The sequence below is a fragment of the Streptomyces sp. NPDC052496 genome (genome assembly GCF_040679095.1).
Taxonomy (GTDB): domain Bacteria; phylum Actinomycetota; class Actinomycetes; order Streptomycetales; family Streptomycetaceae; genus Streptomyces.
The window spans coordinates 142,856-160,084 of sequence record NZ_JBFAUH010000020.1 but is presented as its reverse complement, the minus strand read 5'-3'; the positions used below and the strand labels follow the sequence as shown (position 1 = coordinate 160,084).

Sequence of the window (17,229 nt, the reverse complement as noted above, 5' to 3'; positions counted from 1 at the left end):
GAAGAAGGGGAATTCCCTGCTGCGTCAGCGGGCGACGGGTGGGAATTCGACGCGGATTTCGAGGCCGCCTTCCGGCAGTGCCTCGGCACGCAGCTCCGCGTCGTGGGCGGCCGCGATGGCGGCGACGATCGACAGGCCGATGCCCTGGCCGTCGTGGCCGCCGAGCCGGGTCGCCCGGAGCCGCTGGAACGGCTGGAAGATCAGTTCGAGCTGGGACGGGAGCACCTCGGGCCCGGTGTTGCGCACGCTCAGCGCCGGCCGGCCGTGGTGCCGGCCCGTCCACACCTGTACCCGGCCGTCGGGCACGTTGTGCCGGACCGCGTTGTCGACCAGGTTGACGATCAGCCGCTCGACCAGCGGCCGGTCGCCGAGCACCGCGGCCGGCGCCAGGTCGCTGCCGATCCGTACGCCGGGCGGGCCGTCGGCGTCGCGCGGCCGGCCCAGGCATTCGGCGGCCAGCGCCGCCAGGTCCACCGGCACCCGCCGGTCCAGGCCGCGCTGGCTGCGGGCCAGCGTCAGCAGCGCCTCGATCAGCTTCTCCTGCCGGGCGTTGCTGCCGAGCACCCGGACGCAGGTCTCGCGCAGTTCGGCCGCGCTCGCGTCCGGGTCGGCGAGGGTGATCTCCAGCAGGCTGCGTTCGAAGGTGAGCGGGGTGCGCAGCTCGTGCGAGGCGTTGGCGACGAATCTGCGCTGCGCCTCGAACGCGCCCTCCAGGTGGTCGAGCAGCGCGTCGAACGTGTCGGCCAGGTCCTTGATCTCGTCGGCCGGGCCGGGCGCGCCGAGCCGTCGGTGCAGGTCGTTCGCCGAGATCGCCTTGGCGGTGTCGGCCATGGTGCGCAGGGGCCGCAGCGCCCGGCCGGCCATCAGCCAGCCCAGCCACACCGACAGGAGCGTCAGCAGCGCCAGCGCGATCCCGGACGAGGTGAGCAGCTTCTCCAGGTAGTCGCTGCGCTGCTGCTGCAACCGCGTCTCCAGGTCCACCGTCGGAGCCGGTACGCCGACGGCGGCGCCGAGGCCGCTGGGGCTCACGGACGCGGCCGGCGGGGCGGGCGGCTCGACACCGGCCCACGGTGGCCGGCCGGCCACCAGGAGGTAGACCACGGTGAGCAGGAGCACGCCGGTGACCAGGAAGAGCGCCCCGTACAGCAGGGTCAGCCGGAGCCGGATGGTCCAGCGGATCCTGCCGAAGGGGCCGGGTGCGGGGCGGCCGGGAGCGGGACGGCCGGACCCGGCACGGCCGGACGGGCGGCGGCCGGGCGTGCGGCGGTCCGGACGGCGGGTACGGCGCATCCCCGGCCTCCCCTCAGATCCGGTATCCGGCCTGGGCCACGGTCTCGATGAGCGGCGGGTCGCCCAGCTTGCGCCGCAGCCGGCTCACGGTGACCTTGACCGTGTTGGTGAACGGGTCGGCGGCCTCGTCCCAGGCCCGCTCCAGCAGCTCCTCGGCGGAGACGACCCGGCCGCCCGCCGCCAGCAGCAGTTCGAGTACCGCGAACTCCTTGGGGCTGAGGTCGAGCCGGGTGCCCGCCCGCTGCGCGGTGCGCTTGCCGGGGTCCAGCTTGAGGTCGGCGTGGCACAGCACCGGGGGCAGCGCGGGCTGGCTGCGGCGCCCCAGGGCGCGGATCCGGGCGACCAGTTCGGCGAAGGCGAACGGCTTGGGCAGGTAATCGTCGGCGCCGCTGGTCAGGCCCACGACCCGGTCCTCGATCGTGGCCGCCGCCGTCAGCATCAGCACCCGCGCCGGGTAGCCCTCGGTGATCAGCGTCTGGCACACCTCGTCGCCGTGCAGGCCGGGCAGGTCGCGGTCGAGGACGACGACCTCGTACCGGTTGACCGCGGTACGTTCCAGCGCGGCCGCGCCGTCGAGGGCGACGTCGACCGCCATGCCCTCCCGGCGCAGGCCCGCGGCCAGCGTCTCCGCGAGATCGCGATGATCCTCCACCACCAGAATCCGCATGGCCCCCACCGTCGGTCCGTCACCGTTGTCTGTGATCTTGCGCGGGGGACGGTTACAGCGGCGTAAGGGCTGATCGGGGTTACAGGCGCTTAACACCCGATGTTCCGTCGCGGTAACCGCCCGGTTGCTGAACTGGCTTCCAGACGTCCAGCGTCCCAGAGGAGTTGACATGTCGGCACCGTCCGAAGAGGAAACACCACGTAAGAAGCGCAGGCTGTTCGCCGTCCCGCTGCTCGTCGCGGCACTGGCGGCCGGCGGGACCGTCCTGGCGCTCCAGACCTCGTCGTCCGCGGCCCCGGCCGCATCGACGCAGTCCGTCGCCCGTGCGGCGCAGGCCACGTCCTCGGCGTCGGCCTCGGACAGTACGGGGAAGGCCGCCGCCGGGGACTCCGCGACCCGGGAACGCCAGGCGGCGGCGTTCACGCAGTGCATGAAGGACAACGGGGTCAAGGACTTCCCCGGCATCACCATCAAGGAGAACGGGCAGCTCCAGCTGAAGTCGGGCGGCAACATCAACCCGGTCTCCAAGGCGTACCGGACCGCGGCCAAGGCCTGCGCGTCGAAGCTGCCCGCCGACAGCAGCCTGCCGAAGGAGCCCGCCGCGGTGACCCCGGAGACTCCGGCGCTCGGTTTCACCTGCACCGAGGACTGCCCGGCGGCACCCAAGGCGCCGAGTCTGCCTTCCGAGTTCTGACCTTCCCGCACCACGTCCAACCGCCCCCATTGGGCGGTTGGACATTATCGGCCTGCCTCAATTCCACAGAATCGGACCTGTAACCGCGACGTAACCGCACGCCCGTCATCATGGAAGTTTCGCACGCCATCCAGGAATTCCGGCCACTGTTCGAATAACAGGCTCATTTCAGCTGAACGAGCCTGACGGTGGCCGAATTCGGCGTCCTCCCCAGGGCCGCCGGAGACCGCGCGGCCGCCCCGGCCGCCCCCGTGCGCACGACGCCCGGCCGGGGCGCCGCGGCCCGGTCTCCGGCGGCCCGCCACCCCCGCGCCGGGGAAACGTAACGTTTTCGTGGCAGAGCAGAACATAGGTACGGGGAGTCATCCCATAGGGTCGAGCGGTGATCGAACGTCGAAAAGGGGCACACGCCCGGACCGCCACCACCGCCGCAGCGGGCGGCCGCTGGTCCGTCCTCCGCCGGTGGTGGGCCGCGAACCGCCGCAGACTCCGGCTCCGCCGCCCGGCCTACCCACTCCCCGGGCGCACCGGCTTCCGGCGCTGGGTGCCGTCCTGGCGCCAGTCGCTGGGGCTGGCCGGCTCCTGTTTCGGCGCACTGGCCGTCCTCCTGACGATCATGTTCGCGCGTACCGAGATACCCGCCGACCTCAACGCCTTTGCCACCCAGCAGGACAACGTCTACTACTGGGCCGACGGCACCGAGATGGCCCGTACCGGAGACATCAACCGGCAGGACATGCCCCTCGCCTCGGTACCGGAGAAGGTCCGGTGGGCCGCGCTGGCCGCCGAGAACGAGACGTTCTACGAGGACAGCGGCATCTCCCCCAGCGGTATCGTCCGGGCCGCCACCAGGATGATCACCGGGGGCGACACCCAGGGCGGCTCCACCATCACCCAGCAGTACGTGAAGAACGCGTATCTCAATCAGGACCAGACCTTCACCCGCAAACTCAGCGAGATGTTCATCGCGATCAAGCTCGACAACAAGATGACCAAGGACGAGATCCTGGAGCGTTATCTGAACACGAGCTGGTTCGGGCGCGGCACCTACGGCATCCAGCGCGCCGCGCACGCGTACTACGGAAAGGACGCCGCCCAGCTGAACGTCAGCGAGGGCGCGTTCCTCGCCTCGCTCCTCAAGGGCGCCGCGCTGTACGACCCGGCGCTCGGCGCCGAGCCCCGCAAGCGCGCGGTGGAGCGCTGGAACTGGGTGCTGGACCGGATGGTGGCCATCGGCAAGCTCTCCCCGGAGGAGCGCGGCCGTTACACCCGCTTCCCCGAGCCGCAGGCCCCGCCCAAGCCCGCCGGCCTGACCGGCCAGAACGGCTACCTCGTGGAGACCGCCCGGGCCTACGTCGGCGCGCACACCGACATCTCCGAGAAGGACTTCGCGCTCGGCGGCTACCAGATCCACACCACGTTCGAGAAGCCCCGGATGACGGCGCTGTCCAAGGCCGTCGAGTCCGCCCGGGCCAAGCTCGACCCGGGCAGCCGGGCGGCCGACCGGCACGTACGCATCGGCGCGGCCTCGGTGACCACGGATGGGCGGATCGTGGCACTGTACGGCGGTCCGGACTACCTCAAGCAGGGGTTCAACGACGCCAACTCCTCGGTGGTGCCGGCGGGCAGCGCCTTCACGCCGTTCGTCTACGCGGCGGCGCTGCGCGACGGCGTCGAGCGCGAGCGCGGCAAGCCCCGGACGCCGGTCACGCCGGCCACGGTCTACGACGGCGACAACAAGATCACGCTGCGCACGCCGGAAGGCCCGTACTGGGACCGCGCGGGAAGGATCGCCAAGGCGGAGAACGACGGCGGCCGGTCCTGGGGGAAGATCCCGCTGAAGAGCGCGGTCGCGCAGTCCGTCAACACCACGGTCATGCAGCTGGGCATGGACGTGGGCCTGGAGCGGGTCGGCACGGTCGGTGTGCAGACCGGGCTGCTGGAGAGCAGCCTCGGCGAGAAGCTGCCGTCCTTCGCGCTGGGCACCGCCACGCCCAGCGCGATCCGGATGGCCGACGCGTACGCCACCTTCGCGGGCCGGGGCAAGCACAGCGACCCGTACTCGGTCGGCAAGCTCATGCGCAACGGCAGCGAGGTGCCGGTCGGCAAGCCGACCGCCCGGCAGGTGCTGCCCCAGGGCGTGGCGGGCGCGGTGGACGACGCCCTGCGCGAGGCCGTCCGCCGGGGCACGGCCACCGCGGCGAAGGGGGCGGGCCCCGACGCGGCCGGCAAGACCGGCACCGAGCAGGACAACAAGTCCGCGTGGTTCGTCGGCTACCGCGGCACCCTGTCGACCGCCGTCTCGCTCGCGCGCATCGACCCCAAGAGCCAGGAGCTGATGCCGCTGGACGGCATCGGCGGCCGGCCGAAGAAGGCGATCGGCAGCCCGCTCCCGATCGACATCTGGACGCGGTACATGGCCGCCCGGTAGCCCCCGGTACCGCGGAAGCCTCCGGCCCGCGTCCCCTGCGTCAGGGGTCGCGGGCCGGAGGCTTTCCGCTCTCCGCGCGCCGGCGCGCAGGCGGCCCGGGCCTACTTCACCACCGACGCCCAGTCCGTGATCTGCGCCGGGTCGAGGCCGCGCATCCGCTCCAGCACCGCCGGGTCCTGGGCGTCCAGCCAGTCGGCCACCTGCTTGAACGTGGCGCAGCGCACTTCCTTCTTCGTGCACACCGCCTTCACGACGTCCTCGATGGCCTTCATGTAGATGCCGCCGTTCCAGTCCTCGAAGTGGTTGCCGATGAACAGCGGCGCCCGGCTCCCGTGGTAGACGCGGTTGAATCCGTTGAGATATCCGTCACGGGTCAGCTTGCGCCACTGCGCGTACTTCGCCGGGTCACCCTTGGTGTTGTCCCCGGACTGGTTGTAGAGGAAGTTGAAGTCCATGGACAGGACCTGCTTCTCGCTCTGCGGGTAGGGCAGCAGCTGCAACGGGAAATTCCATATGCCGTTCTTCTTCGACGGCCATATCTGGAAGTCACCGGGCGAACTGGCGTCATAGCGCCAGTTGAACTCCTTGGCCGCCGTGAGCAGGTTCTCCTGCCCCTCCAGGCAGGGCGCGCGCCCTCCCACCAGCTCCTTCTTGTAGTCGAAGGGCAGCGGGGGCAGGCTCGTGTACCCGGTGTTCGTCTTCCAGTTCTGGACGAAGGAGTACGACTGCTGGATTTCGCTCTTCCACTCCGCGACGCTCCAGTCGCCGCCGCCCTTGGCCCCGCAGAAATGGCCGTTGAAGTGGGTGCCGATCTCGTTTCCTTCGAGCCAGGCGCCCCGGACCTGTCGCAGGGTGTCCTTGATGTGCTCGTTCGTCGCGTACGAAATGGCCGAAGCGCCCGGCTTGTGCTGCGGCGGCTTGTACAGCGTCGCCTTCGACTTCGGCAGCAGATAGGTGCCGGTGAGGAAGAACGTCATCTTGGCGTTGTTCTCCTTGGCGACTTCCCGGAAGTGCGAGAAGAGGTGGTCGTCGCCTTCCAGCGCGCCGTCCCAGGAGAACACCACGAACTGCGGCGGCTTCTCGCCCGGCTTGAGCTTCGCGGGCTTGGGCTGCTTGGGCTGGGGTCCGGTGTAGGACGTCGAACCGTCCCCGAGGACCTTGACCTTGCCGTCCCACTTCTCCTCGGGCTTCGGTGTCCCGCCGCCCTTGCCCGCGCCGCCCTCGGGCGGTGCCGGCCGCGGCCGGTCGGCGCCCTGCGACGGCGCCGCCGCCTGCTTGTCCTCGCCCTGGTCGTCGGAACCGCAGGCCGTCAGGCCGAGGGCGAGAGCCGCCACGGTGACCAGAGCCGGCGCGCCGAGCGCACTTCTCTTCGACATTTCCCTACCCCCTGGCACCAAAACACGTGTTCTGGCCCAAGTATCACAGAGGTGTCATGCCGCTCCTCAACCCCTGGCGTCCGTATCGCGTCACACGCCGGGGCCCGGCGGCCGGGCGGCACCTCAGGGCCGCCCGGCCCGGCCGTCAGGTGCGGTAGGCGTAGTACACCGCGTCCGGGTAGGACGCGATGATGCTCGCCACCGACTTCCGGTAGGTGTTGGTCGAGTGGTACGTCAGGTACGGCACTCCGTAGCTGCTGCGGTACGTCGTCATCATGGAGTGGTCCTTGGACCCGTCACCGTCGAAGTCCATCTGCATGACGTCGCCGACGTCCATCTGGTAGACGTTCGACAGGCTGGTCACGCGCTTGGAGTTCAGCGCGTACCAGGACCACTCGTTGGCCCCCACCCAGCTGTCGGACTGGTGGGCGGCGTCGTACCACCACGTGCGGTAGTCCGAGGACGCGCCGCCCTCGGTCTTCCAGCCGCCCGCCTTCAGGGCCTGGCTCAGGAAGTTGGTGCAGTCGCCGCCGGCCGCGTTGAACGCGCGGTACTCGGGGTTGTAGTTCCGCCAGTACTTCTCCGAGTACGCGGCCATGGCGGCGTAGTCGTACCCGCCGGTCAGCTGCTTGCGGGGGTACGCGCGCCAGGGCCGGGAGGTGTCGGCGGGCGGCGCGCTGGGCGTGGTGTCCGCGGCGTCCGCGACCGCCGCCCGCAGCGTGGGAGCGTTGATCGCACCGGGACCGTCGTCCTTGGACGTGATGCCCGTCAGCTCCCAGGTGCCGCCCGGGACCGCGGTGAAGTCCAGCTCGTGGCGGGCCTTGAAGCCGGTGGTGGCCGGCTCGTCACCACGGATCTTCTTGTAGGTGAGCGTGGTGCTCTCGGTGACCTCCACCGTGGCGTGCCGGCCGGTGAGCCGGGTGCTGTCCACGGTGACCTGGGTGTCGGCGGCGGTGTACGCCTCTCCCAGGCCGGCGAGCCGCTGCTTGCGGGCCCGCAGCGAGGAGACCCCGGCGTTCTCGGCGCGTGCCAGGCGGGCCGACAGGCGCACCTGCTTGCGGGGCAGCGGGGCTATTCGGCCCGAGCGGTTGTCGAGCAGCGCCGCCGTGCGCTGTGTCAGGACGGCGTCGGCGGTACGGCCGAAGGTCTGCGTCGTCGCCTGGTCCACGCCGGCGGTCCGCGGCGCCGCGGCGGCGGACGAGGCAGGCAGGCACACGGCCGCCGCGGCCACGGCGAGGACCGTGCCGACGGCGGATCTGAGGATCGTTGATTTCACGAAATTTCCCCTTGTCACCCCGGCCCACCCGGGCCGGGCAGGGAATCTTTACACGAAATGCCCGACAGCGGATCACTGGGCCGCGGGAACGCCGAGGTCACCGCTTGCGCGGCACCTCGCGCGCGGCCGGACCGGTCAGGATTCGAGAAGCGCCGGCCACCGTGCCGGAGCTAGCGTGACGCCATGGACCTCACCGCCAGGTGACGCCGAACGGGAGCCGCGCCACCGGCCCCGCCCGACGAAGGAGACGCACGATGAGCAAGGCCGCGAGACCCGCCCCCCGGTCACCTGCGCCGCACCCCGCCGACAGCCATGACCTGATCCGTGTGCACGGCGCGCGGGTCAACAACCTCAAGGACGTCAGCATCGAGATCCCCAAGCGCCGTCTGACGGTGTTCACCGGGGTCTCCGGCTCGGGCAAGAGCTCGCTGGTCTTCCACACGATCGCCGCGGAGTCCCAGCGGATGATCAACGAGACGTACAGCGCCTTCGTGCAGGGCTTCATGCCGACGCAGACGCGGCCCGAGGTCGACGTACTGGACGGGCTGACCACCGCGATCATCGTCGACCAGCAGCGGCTGGGCGCCGACCCGCGCTCCACGGTCGGTACCGTCACCGACGCCAACGCGATGCTGCGCATCCTCTTCAGCCGGCTCGGACAGCCGTACATCGGCTCGCCCGGCGCGTTCGCCTTCAACGTCCCCTCGGTGCGGGCGAGCGGGGCGATCACCGTGGAGCGCGGCAGCAAGAAGGCGGTGAAGGCGACCTTCAGCCGGACCGGCGGCATGTGCCCGCGCTGCGAAGGCCGCGGCGCGGTCTCCGACATCGACCTCACCCAGCTCTACGACGACTCCAAGTCGCTCGCCGAGGGCGCGTTCACCATCCCCGGCTGGAAGTCGGACAGCTTCTGGACCGTGCGGGTCTACGCCGAGTCGGGCTTCCTGGACCCGCACAAGCCGATCCGGTCGTTCACGAAGAAGGAGATGCAGGACTTCCTGTACCGGGAGCCGACCAAGGTCAAGGTCGAGGGCGTCAACCTGACCTACGAGGGGCTGATCCCCAAGATCCAGAAGTCGTTCCTGGCCAAGGACCGGGAGGCGATGCAGCCGCACATCCGCGAGTTCGTGGACCGGGCGGTCACCTTCCGGACCTGTCCCGAGTGCGACGGTACCCGGCTCAGCGAGGCGGCCCGGTCCTCGCGGATCGACGGGACCAGCATCGCCGACGCGTGCGCGATGCAGATCAGCGATCTGGCCGGGTGGGTGCGCGGCCTCGACAAGCCCTCGGTGGCGCCGCTGCTCACCGCTCTCGGGCACACCCTCGACTCGTTCGTGGAGATCGGTCTCGGCTATCTCTCGCTGGACCGGCCGTCGGGCACGCTGTCGGGCGGCGAGGCCCAGCGCGTCAAGATGATCCGCCACCTGGGCTCCTCGCTGACCGACACGACGTACGTCTTCGACGAGCCCACGACGGGTCTGCACCCCCACGACATCCAGCGGATGAACGATCTGCTGCTGCGGCTGCGCGACAAGGGCAACACCGTGCTCGTCGTGGAGCACAAGCCGGAGACCATCGCGATCGCCGACCATGTGGTCGACCTGGGCCCCGGTGCCGGTACGGCGGGCGGCGCGGTCTGCTTCGAGGGCACCGTCGAGGGGCTGCGGGCCTCGGACACCGTCACCGGCCGCCACTTCGACGACCGGGCCGCGCTCAAGGAGACCGTGCGCAAGGCCACCGGTGCGCTGGAGATCCGCGGCGCCACCAGGCACAACCTGCGGAACGTCGACGTGGACATCCCGCTGGGGGTGCTCTGCGTGGTCACCGGTGTGGCGGGTTCCGGCAAGAGTTCGCTGGTGCACGGCTCGGTCCCGGCCGGCGCGGGGGTGGTCTCGGTGGACCAGACACCGATCCGCGGCTCACGGCGGAGCAACCCGGCGACGTACACCGGGCTGCTCGACCCGGTCCGCAAGGCGTTCGCGAAGGCCAACGGCGTCAAGCCGGCGCTGTTCAGCGCCAACTCCGAGGGCGCCTGCGGCAACTGCAACGGCGCCGGCGTCGTCTACACCGACCTGGCGATGATGGCCGGTACCGCCTCCACCTGCGAGGAGTGCGAGGGAAAGCGCTTCGAGCCGTCGGTGCTCGCATACCGCCTCGCGGGCCGCGACATCAGCGAGGTGCTGGCGATGCCGGTGGCCGAGGCCGCGGAGTTCTTCGGCGCGGGTGAGGCGCGGACTCCGGCGGCCCAGCGCGTTCTGGACCGGCTCACGGACGTCGGGCTCGGTTACCTCAGCCTCGGCCAGCCGCTGACCACCCTGTCCGGCGGCGAGCGGCAGCGACTCAAGCTCGCCACGCACATGGCCGACAAGGAAGGCGTGTACGTCCTGGACGAGCCGACCGCCGGGCTGCACCTCGCCGATGTCGAGCAGTTGCTCGGTCTGCTGGACCGGCTCGTGGACTCCGGCAAGTCGGTGATCGTCGTCGAGCACCACCAGGCGGTCATGGCGCACGCCGACTGGATCATCGACCTCGGTCCCGGTGCCGGTCACGACGGCGGCCGGGTCGTCTTCGAGGGCACCCCGGCCGAGCTCGTCGCCACCCGTGCCACCCTCACCGGCGAGCACCTGGCGGCGTACGTCGGCGCCTGACCGGGCAGTTCGCACATGCGGCGGCGCGTCGGGCGGAACGTACACCTCTCCGTCCGGCGCGCCGCTCCCCCGCGTACCCGGTGTTCCGGTGACGTCGCGTCACGGCAGCCGGTGCCAGAACTCCAGCGCGTGCTCCGCGGCGTAATCGACCGGGGCGATCCGGTCCGGCGCCAGGGACTGGGTGTACGGACGCGCGTCGGCGTTCCGGTACGGGCGCCAGGCGGGCAGGCGGGGCCCGTTGGGCGTTCCGGTGCGGGCGAAGGCGGCCCACTGGCTCGTCATGGTGGCCGAGAGCCACCGCTGCGCCGCCGTGAAGCGCTGCTGCGCCGCCGCCTCTTCGAACAGGTAGGGGGTGTCGCCCGCGTGATAGGCGCCGAAGTCGAACCGGCCCGGCAGGGGCAGGTACATGGGGGCGTTCCGGTCGGCGAACTCGTAGGCGTACAGCGGGACTCGGCGTGCGAGCGCGGTGTGCTGCGCGTGCGTGCCGCGGGCCCACATCCGGTCGGTGACGACCGCTGACCAGGCGATGGCCGGGGAGGGGAACTGCGAGAGCGGGTACCGCGCGCGCACCCGCTCCGCGTTCTCGCCGAACGCGGTCGCGAGGCTCTGACCGTAATGCGCCTGCGTGAAGGGCTTGCCGACGGCGTCGTACTGCAGGCCCACGAACGTCCGGTGTTCGTCGCGGGTCGCTCCGGAAAGCACCGGTACGTGCTGGAAGCGGCCCGCGCGCAGGGCTCGCGGCGGGAGGTCCGGCAGGGTCTCGTTGCCGTAGGCGAAGGCCTGGAAGGCGTTCATGATGAACGGCACCTCGAGGATCTTCTTGACCGGCAGGGCCCGCAGGCACCGCAGGGTCCGTGCGGGACCGTCCGCCGCGCAGCCGAGCGAGGAGGTCATCTCCGCGCTGATGTCCGCCATCTCCCGGCCCTGGCGCCACACGAACCACGGGTAGCCGGGCACGCCGGGCCCCATGGTCCCGGCCGGCATGTCCATCATGCCCTCGCCGCTGGACAGGACGGCCCGGTGGAACAGCCCTCGGGCGCCCGGCGAGGTGAGGTGCGCGGTGATGGCCGAGGCCCCGTACGAGGAGCCCGCCACGGTCACGTTGCCCGCGTCCCCGCCGAAGGCGCCCGCGTTGCGCCGTACCCAGCGCAGCGCGGCCTGCTGGTCCTGGAGGGCGAAGGTCCCCGAGCCTTTCAGGCCCGGGTGGGCGAAGCCGCCGAACACTCCCAGCCGGTAGTTGACCGTGACGACGACGAGACCGCGGTCCGCGAGCCGGCGGGCGTCGAAGAAGCTGCCGCCGCCGACCGAGCCGTCGCCGTGGATCCACACCAGCACGGGAGCGGGGCGCCGTACGCGGGCGGGCGTGGTGACGTTGAGGACCAGGCAGTCCTCCTCCTCGCTGGCCACCTGCGCGTACGGGGAGGGGACTTGCGGGCACAGCGGTCCCGGCCGGGTCGTGTCCCGGACCCCGCGCCAGGGCGCCACCGGGCGGGGAGCCGCCCAGCGGTACGCGCCCTTGGGCGGCCCGGCGTACGGGATGCCCTGGAAGAGCCGGTGCCGGGCGGTGCGGACGCCCCGTACCCGGCCGGTGTCGGTCCGTACGGTGACATGGTCCTGTCCGGCACCGGGCCCCGGCCGTACGTCGACCGGTGCGGCCGGGGCCGCTGCTCCCGCACACAGCAGGGCCACGGCCGCCGCGACGCCGGTCTTCCTTCCCGGTCCTCTGCGACTCCTCATGAGCGGTCTCCTCCCGGAAGTGGCGCGGGGCCGCGCGGCCGCGGCGTGCGCCGGTCGTGGAGGAAACGGCGGTGGCGGGCCGGTGGACACGGCCGCCCCGCGCACCTCTCCTCCGGGGCCCCGGGGTGTCCTTCGCCCGCTCAGTCCGTCGCCGTACGGAGCCAGACCGTGGTCCACGGCGGCAGCGCGTCGCCCGGGACAGGCGCGGAGGACAGCAGCAGCGTGCCGCCGGGCAGCGGCTTCGGTGTGCCGGACAGGTTCGCCAGGCAGTGCCAGCCGCCCGAGCGGCGGAAGTGCAGCAGCCCTTCGGCGGCCGCGTCCGGCCCGTCGGCCCACTCCAGGGCCTCGTCGGCGAGGAGTTCGCGGCGCAGGCGCAGTGCGGCGCGGTACAGCTCCAAGGGCGCGGCGGGGTCTCCTTCCTGCGCCTCGACGGACAGGTCGCCCCAGTACGGCGGCTGCGGCAGCCAGGAGCCGCCACTGCCGAAGCCGTACGAGCTGCCGCCGCGCCTCCAGGGCAGGGGCACCCGGCAGCCGTCCCGGCCCTTCGACCGGCCCTGGCTGCGGAACCACACCGGGTCCTGGAGGGCTGCCCGGTCCAGGTCGGCGACCTCGGGCAGGCCCAGTTCCTCGCCCTGGTAGAGGTAACTGGAGCCGGGCAGCGCCAGCATCAGCAAGGTGGCGGCGAGCGCCCGGCGCAGCCCGTACTCCCGGTCGAGGGCGGGCGCCAGGCCGTCGGCCAGCAGCCACGCCTCCTCGTCGCAGCCGTCCGGCAGGCCGTGCCGGGAGGCGTGCCGGATCACGTCGTGGTTGGAGAGCACCCACGTCGCGGTGGCCCCGGCGGCGCGGGCGTCGGCGAGCGCGGTGTCGATGGAGGCGCGCAGTTCGCCGGCGTGCAGGGAGGCCTTCAGGAAGTCGAAGTTGAAGGCCTGGCCCAGTTCCTGCGGGGTGGCGTAGGCGGTGCGGCGGGAGTTGCGTACCCACGCCTCGGCGACCGCGACGCGCGGCGGGTCGTACTCGTTGAAGACCTTGCGCCAGTCGCGGAAGATCTCGTGCACCTCGTCGCGGTCCCAGAAGGGGTGGCTGCCGTCCTCGGGCAGGTCGTCCGGCTCGTACGCCTCGACGCCGCCGGTGTCGCGGAGCGGCGCGGCCAGATCCTTGGCCAGGCCGTGCGCCACGTCGACGCGGAAGCCGTCCACCCCGCGGTCGGACCAGAAGCGCAGCGTGGTGCGGAACTCGGCGCGTACCTCGGGGTTGTCCCAGTTGAAGTCGGGCTGCTCCGGGGCGAAGAGGTGGAGGTACCACCAGCCGTCGGGCAGCCGGGTCCAGGCGGGGCCGCCGAAGCAGGAGGCCCAGTCGGTGGGCGGGAGTTCGCCGTGCTCGCCCTTGCCCTCGCGGAAGACGTACCGTTCCCGCGCGGCGGAGCCGGGGGCGGAGCGCAGCGCCTCCTGGAACCAGACGTGCTGGTCCGAGGAGTGGTTGGGCACGATGTCGACCATGACCTTCAGGCCCAGCCGGTGCGCCTGGTCCACCAGTGCGTCGAAGTCGTCGAGGGTGCCCAGGCGCGGGTCGACGTCGCGGTAATCGGCGACGTCGTAGCCCCCGTCGGCGAGTTGGGAGGGGTAGAAGGGGCTGAGCCAGACGGCGTCCACGCCCAGGGCGGCGAGGTGGCCGAGGCGGGAGGTCACGCCGGGCAGGTCGCCGATGCCGTCGCCGTCGGAGTCGGCGAAGCTGCGCGGGTAGACCTGGTAGACGACGGCCTGCCGCCACCAGTCGCGGAGTGCGCCGCCGGATGTCGCGGGGCCGGCGGCGGAGTGCTGTGCGGTCACGTGGCTGCCTTTCGGTGTGCGGTACGGAGGTCAGGGGGCGTTCGGTGCGGGGCGGCCGGCCGCGGTTCCCGTGGCGTCATCCCTTCACCGCCCCGGAGGTCATGCCCGAGACGAGGGAACGGCGGAAGATCAGGACGAGGATGCCGATGGGCAGCGTGGCCGCCACGGCCCCCGCGAACAGCGTCCCGTACGGGACCGTGTACTGGCTCGTGAAGAGGGCGATGCCGACCGGGACCGTACGGTGGCCGTCCTCGCTGTTGAAGGTCAGCGCCAGCAGGAACTCCGTCCAGGTCGCGGTGAAGGTGAAGATCCCGGCGGTGAACAGGCCCGGCCGGGCCAGCGGGGCGATGACGGTCAGGACGGTGCGCAGCGGCCCGGCGCCGTCCATGGTGGCGGCCTCCTCCAGTTCGCGCGGGAGGCCGGCCAGGTAGTTGCGCATGATCCAGATCGCGAACGGCAGGTTGAGCGCGACGTAGGGGATGATCAGCCCGGCGTACGAGTTGAGCAGCCCGGCCTGCCGCTCCAGCAGGAACAGCGGTACGACCAGGGCGACCGGTGGGAAGACGGAGAGCATCAGCAGCGCCGTCATGACGGCGCCGCGCCCGCGCAGCGGGGTACGGGCCAGGGCGTACCCGGCGAAGAACGACAGGCCCAGGACGGCGGCCGTCGAGACCGAGGCGACCAGCACGCTGTTGAGCAGGTAGCGGCCGATGCCGTTGCGGACGAAGGCCTCCGTGTAGTTGGAGAGGGTGGGCTCCCCGGGGAACGCGGTCGGCGGCGCGGCGCTGATCTCGCCCGGGCCCTTGAAGGACGCGGTGATCATCCAGTACAGCGGGAGCGTCGTCAGGACGACGATGACCAGGGCGCCGAGGTTGACGCCGGTGAGGTGGCGGCGCAGGCCGGTACGGTGCCCGGTCCTCATGCCCGTCCCCCTTCGTCGGCCTGCGCCTTGAAGACGCGCAGGAACAGCAGGCAGCAGCCGATGACGATGACGGCGGTGGTGGTGGCGACGGCGGCGCCCCGGCCGATCTCCAGGTTCTGGAAGAGCGTCTTGTACCCGAGCATGGCCAGGGACTGGGTGGCGGTGCCGGGTCCGCCCTGGGTCAGCACGAACGGCAGGTCGAAGACGCCGAACGCCTGGAGGATGCGGAACAGGACGGCGATGGCGATGATCGGGCGCAGCTGCGGCAGCGTCACCTTCCAGAACGTCGTCCAGGCGCCCGCGCCGTCCACCTCCGCCGCCTCGTAGACGTCGCCGGGAATCAGCATCAGCCCGGCGAGGACGACGATCGCGACGAAGGGCGTGGTCTTCCAGACGTCGACCACCACCATGGCGCCCATGGCGGAGGCGGGCTGGCCGAGGATGTCCGGCTGATGGCCGAGGACCTGCTCGAAGAGCCAGGTCAGACCGCCGTACGTGCCGTTGAAGAGATAGCCGAACAGCTGCGCGGCCACCACGTTGATCAGCGCCCAGGGCAGCAGCAGGAGGGCCAGCAGCCGGCCGCGGGCGGCCCCGAGCCGCTCCAGGACCAGCGCGGCCGCGGTGCCGAGGACGAGTTCCAGCAGGACGGTGACGGCGGTGAACCCGAAGGTGAACACCAGGGCCTGGCGCCATTCGGGGCTGCTGAGCACCGCGGCGTAGTGCTCGCCCGTCAGGGAGCCGATCCGGAACCCGCCGTACTCCAGCCGTACGTCGGCGAAGCTGAGCAGGACGGAGAAGAGCACCGGGAAGACCGTGCCGACGGCGACGACGAGCAGCGCCGGTGCGGCGAAGAACCGGCCGGTACGGGCCTGGTGGCGACCGGTCCGCCGGGCGGAGCCACCGGCGGTGGCGGCGCGCCGGGCCCCGGCCCCGACGGGGCGCGCCTCGGTCGCGGTCGAGGTCATCGCGTTCACAGCGCCTCGCCTTCCAGAGCGGCCCGCACGTCGGCGCGGACGGCGCGGACCGCCTCGGCGGGTGTGGCGCGGCCCCCGGTCACCGCGTTGGCCTGGGTGTAGAGCGCCTTGCTGACCTGGGGGTAGTGCGGGGTCTGCACCGGCCGGGCCACCAGCCGCAGGTCGCGCGCCCGGGTGAGGGTGGGGTCGCCGACGGCCCGGGCCGCCGGCCGGGTCAGCACGTCGTGGAGCGCGGGGATCACCCCGGCGTGCTTCAGCAGGATCATCTGTACCTCCTCGCCGGCGCAGAAGCGGGCGAAGGCGACCGCGGCCGCGAGGTTGCGGGAGTTGGGGTTGACGAAGTTGCTCCAGCCGCCGGCGCAGCTCACGCCGGGCGGTCCGCCGCCCTCGAAGCCGGGGCGCGGCGCGACACCGACCCGGCCGGCGATTCTGGAGAACCTGCGGTCGGCGGCGTTGCCCCAGGCGTAGGACCAGTTGCGCAGGAAGACACCGCGGCCGCCGGTGAAGGCGTCCTGGGAGTCGGCCTCCACGTAGGTGGTGACGGTACGGGGCGTGACGCCGGTCGCGGTGAACTCCGCCATCAGCGCGAACGCCCGTTCCGCGCCCGCCCCGTGGAGCGCCAGGCGGCCCGCCGGATCCAGGACGGGGGCCCCGGCGTCGGCCAGGAACTCGGTGACGTTGCAGGTCAGCGACTCCGACACGGACGCCTGCCAGAGGAACCCGTACGCCGCGTCGCCGGCCCGCTGGACGGTGCGCGCGGTGTGCAGCAGTTCCTCCCAGGTGCGGGGTACCGGCCGGCCGTGCTTGGCCAGCAGGTCCTTGCGGTAGTACAGGAAGGAGCTGTCGGTGAAGAAGGGCAGCGCGTAGACGGACCCGCGGTATTCGCTGACCCGTCGCAGCGCCTCCGGATAGCCCGACCAGAAGTCCTTCGGCAGCAGCGTCTGGAGCGGCAGCGCGAGGGAGTGGGTGCCGAACTGGGCCGGCCAGGTCGTGTCGCCCAGGTACACGTCGGGGGTCGGGGAGGCGCCGGCGAGCTGGGTGGTGACCGCGGCACGGTTGCCGTCGGTGGTGCTGAGCGCGTTGGACTTGCGTACCCGCAGGTGCGGGTGGCGGCGCTGGAAGGCGCGGATGACCAGGTCGGCCACCACCGTGCCGTCCCGGGCGGGGATTTCGGACACCCACCAGGTGAGGGTGGCCGGGGTGCGCGGGGTCTGGGCGGCCTGGGTGAGCAAGGTGTCCAGGGGCTTTCCCGCGCAACCGCCGGCGAGCCCGGCTCCGGCGGCGAGCCCGCCGGCGAGCAGGGTCCTGCGGCTCAAGGCCATGAGTGCTCCTCACGTCTTGGCTGTCGCCATGACAGCGCTTGCAGGCTAGGAGTGCGCTCGTCGCAGGGT

12 protein-coding genes are annotated in these 17,229 nt (G+C 71.8%); 3 read left to right on the top strand and 9 right to left on the bottom strand.

From position 1 onward, the window contains the following. Positions 1 to 24: 24 nt before the first annotated feature. Positions 25 to 1,290: a HAMP domain-containing sensor histidine kinase gene (locus AB0L45_RS25930; protein WP_365843865.1), complete on the bottom strand. Its 1,266-nt coding sequence runs from the start codon at positions 1,288 to 1,290 to the stop codon at positions 25 to 27. 13 nt (positions 1,291 to 1,303) lie between these two features. Next, positions 1,304 to 1,957, bottom strand: a complete 654-nt coding sequence (locus AB0L45_RS25925) for a response regulator transcription factor (RefSeq protein ID WP_365843863.1) — start codon at positions 1,955 to 1,957, stop codon at positions 1,304 to 1,306. Positions 1,958 to 2,126: 169 nt separating this feature from the next. On the opposite strand from AB0L45_RS25925, the gene AB0L45_RS25920 reads away from it, so the two are divergent. Then, the gene (locus tag AB0L45_RS25920; protein ID WP_365843861.1) at positions 2,127 to 2,651 is read left to right on the top strand and encodes a hypothetical protein; all 525 of its coding nucleotides are present in this window, start codon (positions 2,127 to 2,129) and stop codon (positions 2,649 to 2,651) included. A gap of 382 nt (positions 2,652 to 3,033) precedes the next feature. Further along, positions 3,034 to 5,082 (top strand): transglycosylase domain-containing protein, encoded by a 2,049-nt coding sequence (locus AB0L45_RS25915; protein WP_365843859.1) that lies wholly within the window; start codon positions 3,034 to 3,036, stop codon positions 5,080 to 5,082. Between the two features lie 101 nt (positions 5,083 to 5,183). Here the strand turns inward: AB0L45_RS25915 and AB0L45_RS25910 are convergent, their stop codons facing one another. Both AB0L45_RS25910 and AB0L45_RS25905 read right to left on the bottom strand, forming a co-directional pair. Continuing rightward, a complete protein-coding gene (locus tag AB0L45_RS25910) occupies positions 5,184 to 6,458 on the bottom strand; it encodes a hypothetical protein (RefSeq protein WP_365843857.1) in 1,275 nt (424 codons plus the stop codon). 145 nt (positions 6,459 to 6,603) lie between these two features. Then, positions 6,604 to 7,734 carry an amidase domain-containing protein gene (locus AB0L45_RS25905; protein WP_365843855.1) on the bottom strand — a complete coding sequence of 377 codons (1,131 nt, stop codon included), beginning with the start codon at positions 7,732 to 7,734 and terminating at the stop codon, positions 6,604 to 6,606. A 254-nt stretch (positions 7,735 to 7,988) separates the two neighbouring features. On the opposite strand from AB0L45_RS25905, the gene AB0L45_RS25900 reads away from it, so the two are divergent. Further along, positions 7,989 to 10,379: an excinuclease ABC subunit UvrA gene (locus tag AB0L45_RS25900; RefSeq protein ID WP_365843853.1), complete on the top strand. Its 2,391-nt coding sequence runs from the start codon at positions 7,989 to 7,991 to the stop codon at positions 10,377 to 10,379. A gap of 99 nt (positions 10,380 to 10,478) precedes the next feature. Here AB0L45_RS25900 and AB0L45_RS25895 read toward each other — a convergent pair whose 3' ends face one another. The 5 genes from AB0L45_RS25895 to AB0L45_RS25875 form a co-directional block, all read right to left on the bottom strand. After that, positions 10,479 to 12,116, bottom strand: a complete 1,638-nt coding sequence (locus AB0L45_RS25895) for a carboxylesterase family protein (RefSeq protein ID WP_365843851.1) — start codon at positions 12,114 to 12,116, stop codon at positions 10,479 to 10,481. A 140-nt stretch (positions 12,117 to 12,256) separates the two neighbouring features. Beyond that, positions 12,257 to 13,942: a glycoside hydrolase family 13 protein gene (locus AB0L45_RS25890; RefSeq protein ID WP_365843849.1), complete on the bottom strand. Its 1,686-nt coding sequence runs from the start codon at positions 13,940 to 13,942 to the stop codon at positions 12,257 to 12,259. 76 nt (positions 13,943 to 14,018) lie between these two features. Further along, positions 14,019 to 14,864: a carbohydrate ABC transporter permease gene (locus AB0L45_RS25885; RefSeq protein ID WP_365843847.1), complete on the bottom strand. Its 846-nt coding sequence runs from the start codon at positions 14,862 to 14,864 to the stop codon at positions 14,019 to 14,021. Next, on the bottom strand, positions 14,861 to 15,829 hold the full coding sequence (locus tag AB0L45_RS25880) for a sugar ABC transporter permease (RefSeq protein ID WP_365843897.1): 969 nt from the start codon (positions 15,827 to 15,829) through the stop codon (positions 14,861 to 14,863). The genes AB0L45_RS25885 and AB0L45_RS25880 overlap by 4 nt, the downstream gene beginning before the upstream one ends. Positions 15,830 to 15,834: 5 nt before the next feature. Continuing rightward, positions 15,835 to 17,160, bottom strand: coding sequence for an extracellular solute-binding protein (locus tag AB0L45_RS25875; RefSeq protein ID WP_365843845.1), 1,326 nt, complete (start codon positions 17,158 to 17,160; stop codon positions 15,835 to 15,837). Between the last annotated feature and the right edge of the window lie 69 nt (positions 17,161 to 17,229).

Excerpts from the sequence above, each read along its gene's own strand:
- AB0L45_RS25925 (WP_365843863.1), bottom strand. The coding sequence starts at position 1,957 with ATGCGGATTCTGGTGGTGGAGGATCATCGCGATCTCGCGGAGACGCTG.
- AB0L45_RS25930 (WP_365843865.1), bottom strand. The coding sequence starts at position 1,290 with ATGCGCCGTACCCGCCGTCCGGACCGCCGCACGCCCGGCCGCCGCCCG.
- AB0L45_RS25880 (WP_365843897.1), bottom strand. The coding sequence starts at position 15,829 with ATGACCTCGACCGCGACCGAGGCGCGCCCCGTCGGGGCCGGGGCCCGG.
- AB0L45_RS25910 (WP_365843857.1), bottom strand. The coding sequence starts at position 6,458 with ATGTCGAAGAGAAGTGCGCTCGGCGCGCCGGCTCTGGTCACCGTGGCG.
- AB0L45_RS25885 (WP_365843847.1), bottom strand. The coding sequence starts at position 14,864 with ATGAGGACCGGGCACCGTACCGGCCTGCGCCGCCACCTCACCGGCGTC.
- AB0L45_RS25875 (WP_365843845.1), bottom strand. The coding sequence starts at position 17,160 with ATGGCCTTGAGCCGCAGGACCCTGCTCGCCGGCGGGCTCGCCGCCGGA.
- AB0L45_RS25900 (WP_365843853.1), top strand. The coding sequence starts at position 7,989 with ATGAGCAAGGCCGCGAGACCCGCCCCCCGGTCACCTGCGCCGCACCCC.
- AB0L45_RS25920 (WP_365843861.1), top strand. The coding sequence starts at position 2,127 with ATGTCGGCACCGTCCGAAGAGGAAACACCACGTAAGAAGCGCAGGCTG.
- AB0L45_RS25895 (WP_365843851.1), bottom strand. The coding sequence starts at position 12,116 with ATGAGGAGTCGCAGAGGACCGGGAAGGAAGACCGGCGTCGCGGCGGCC.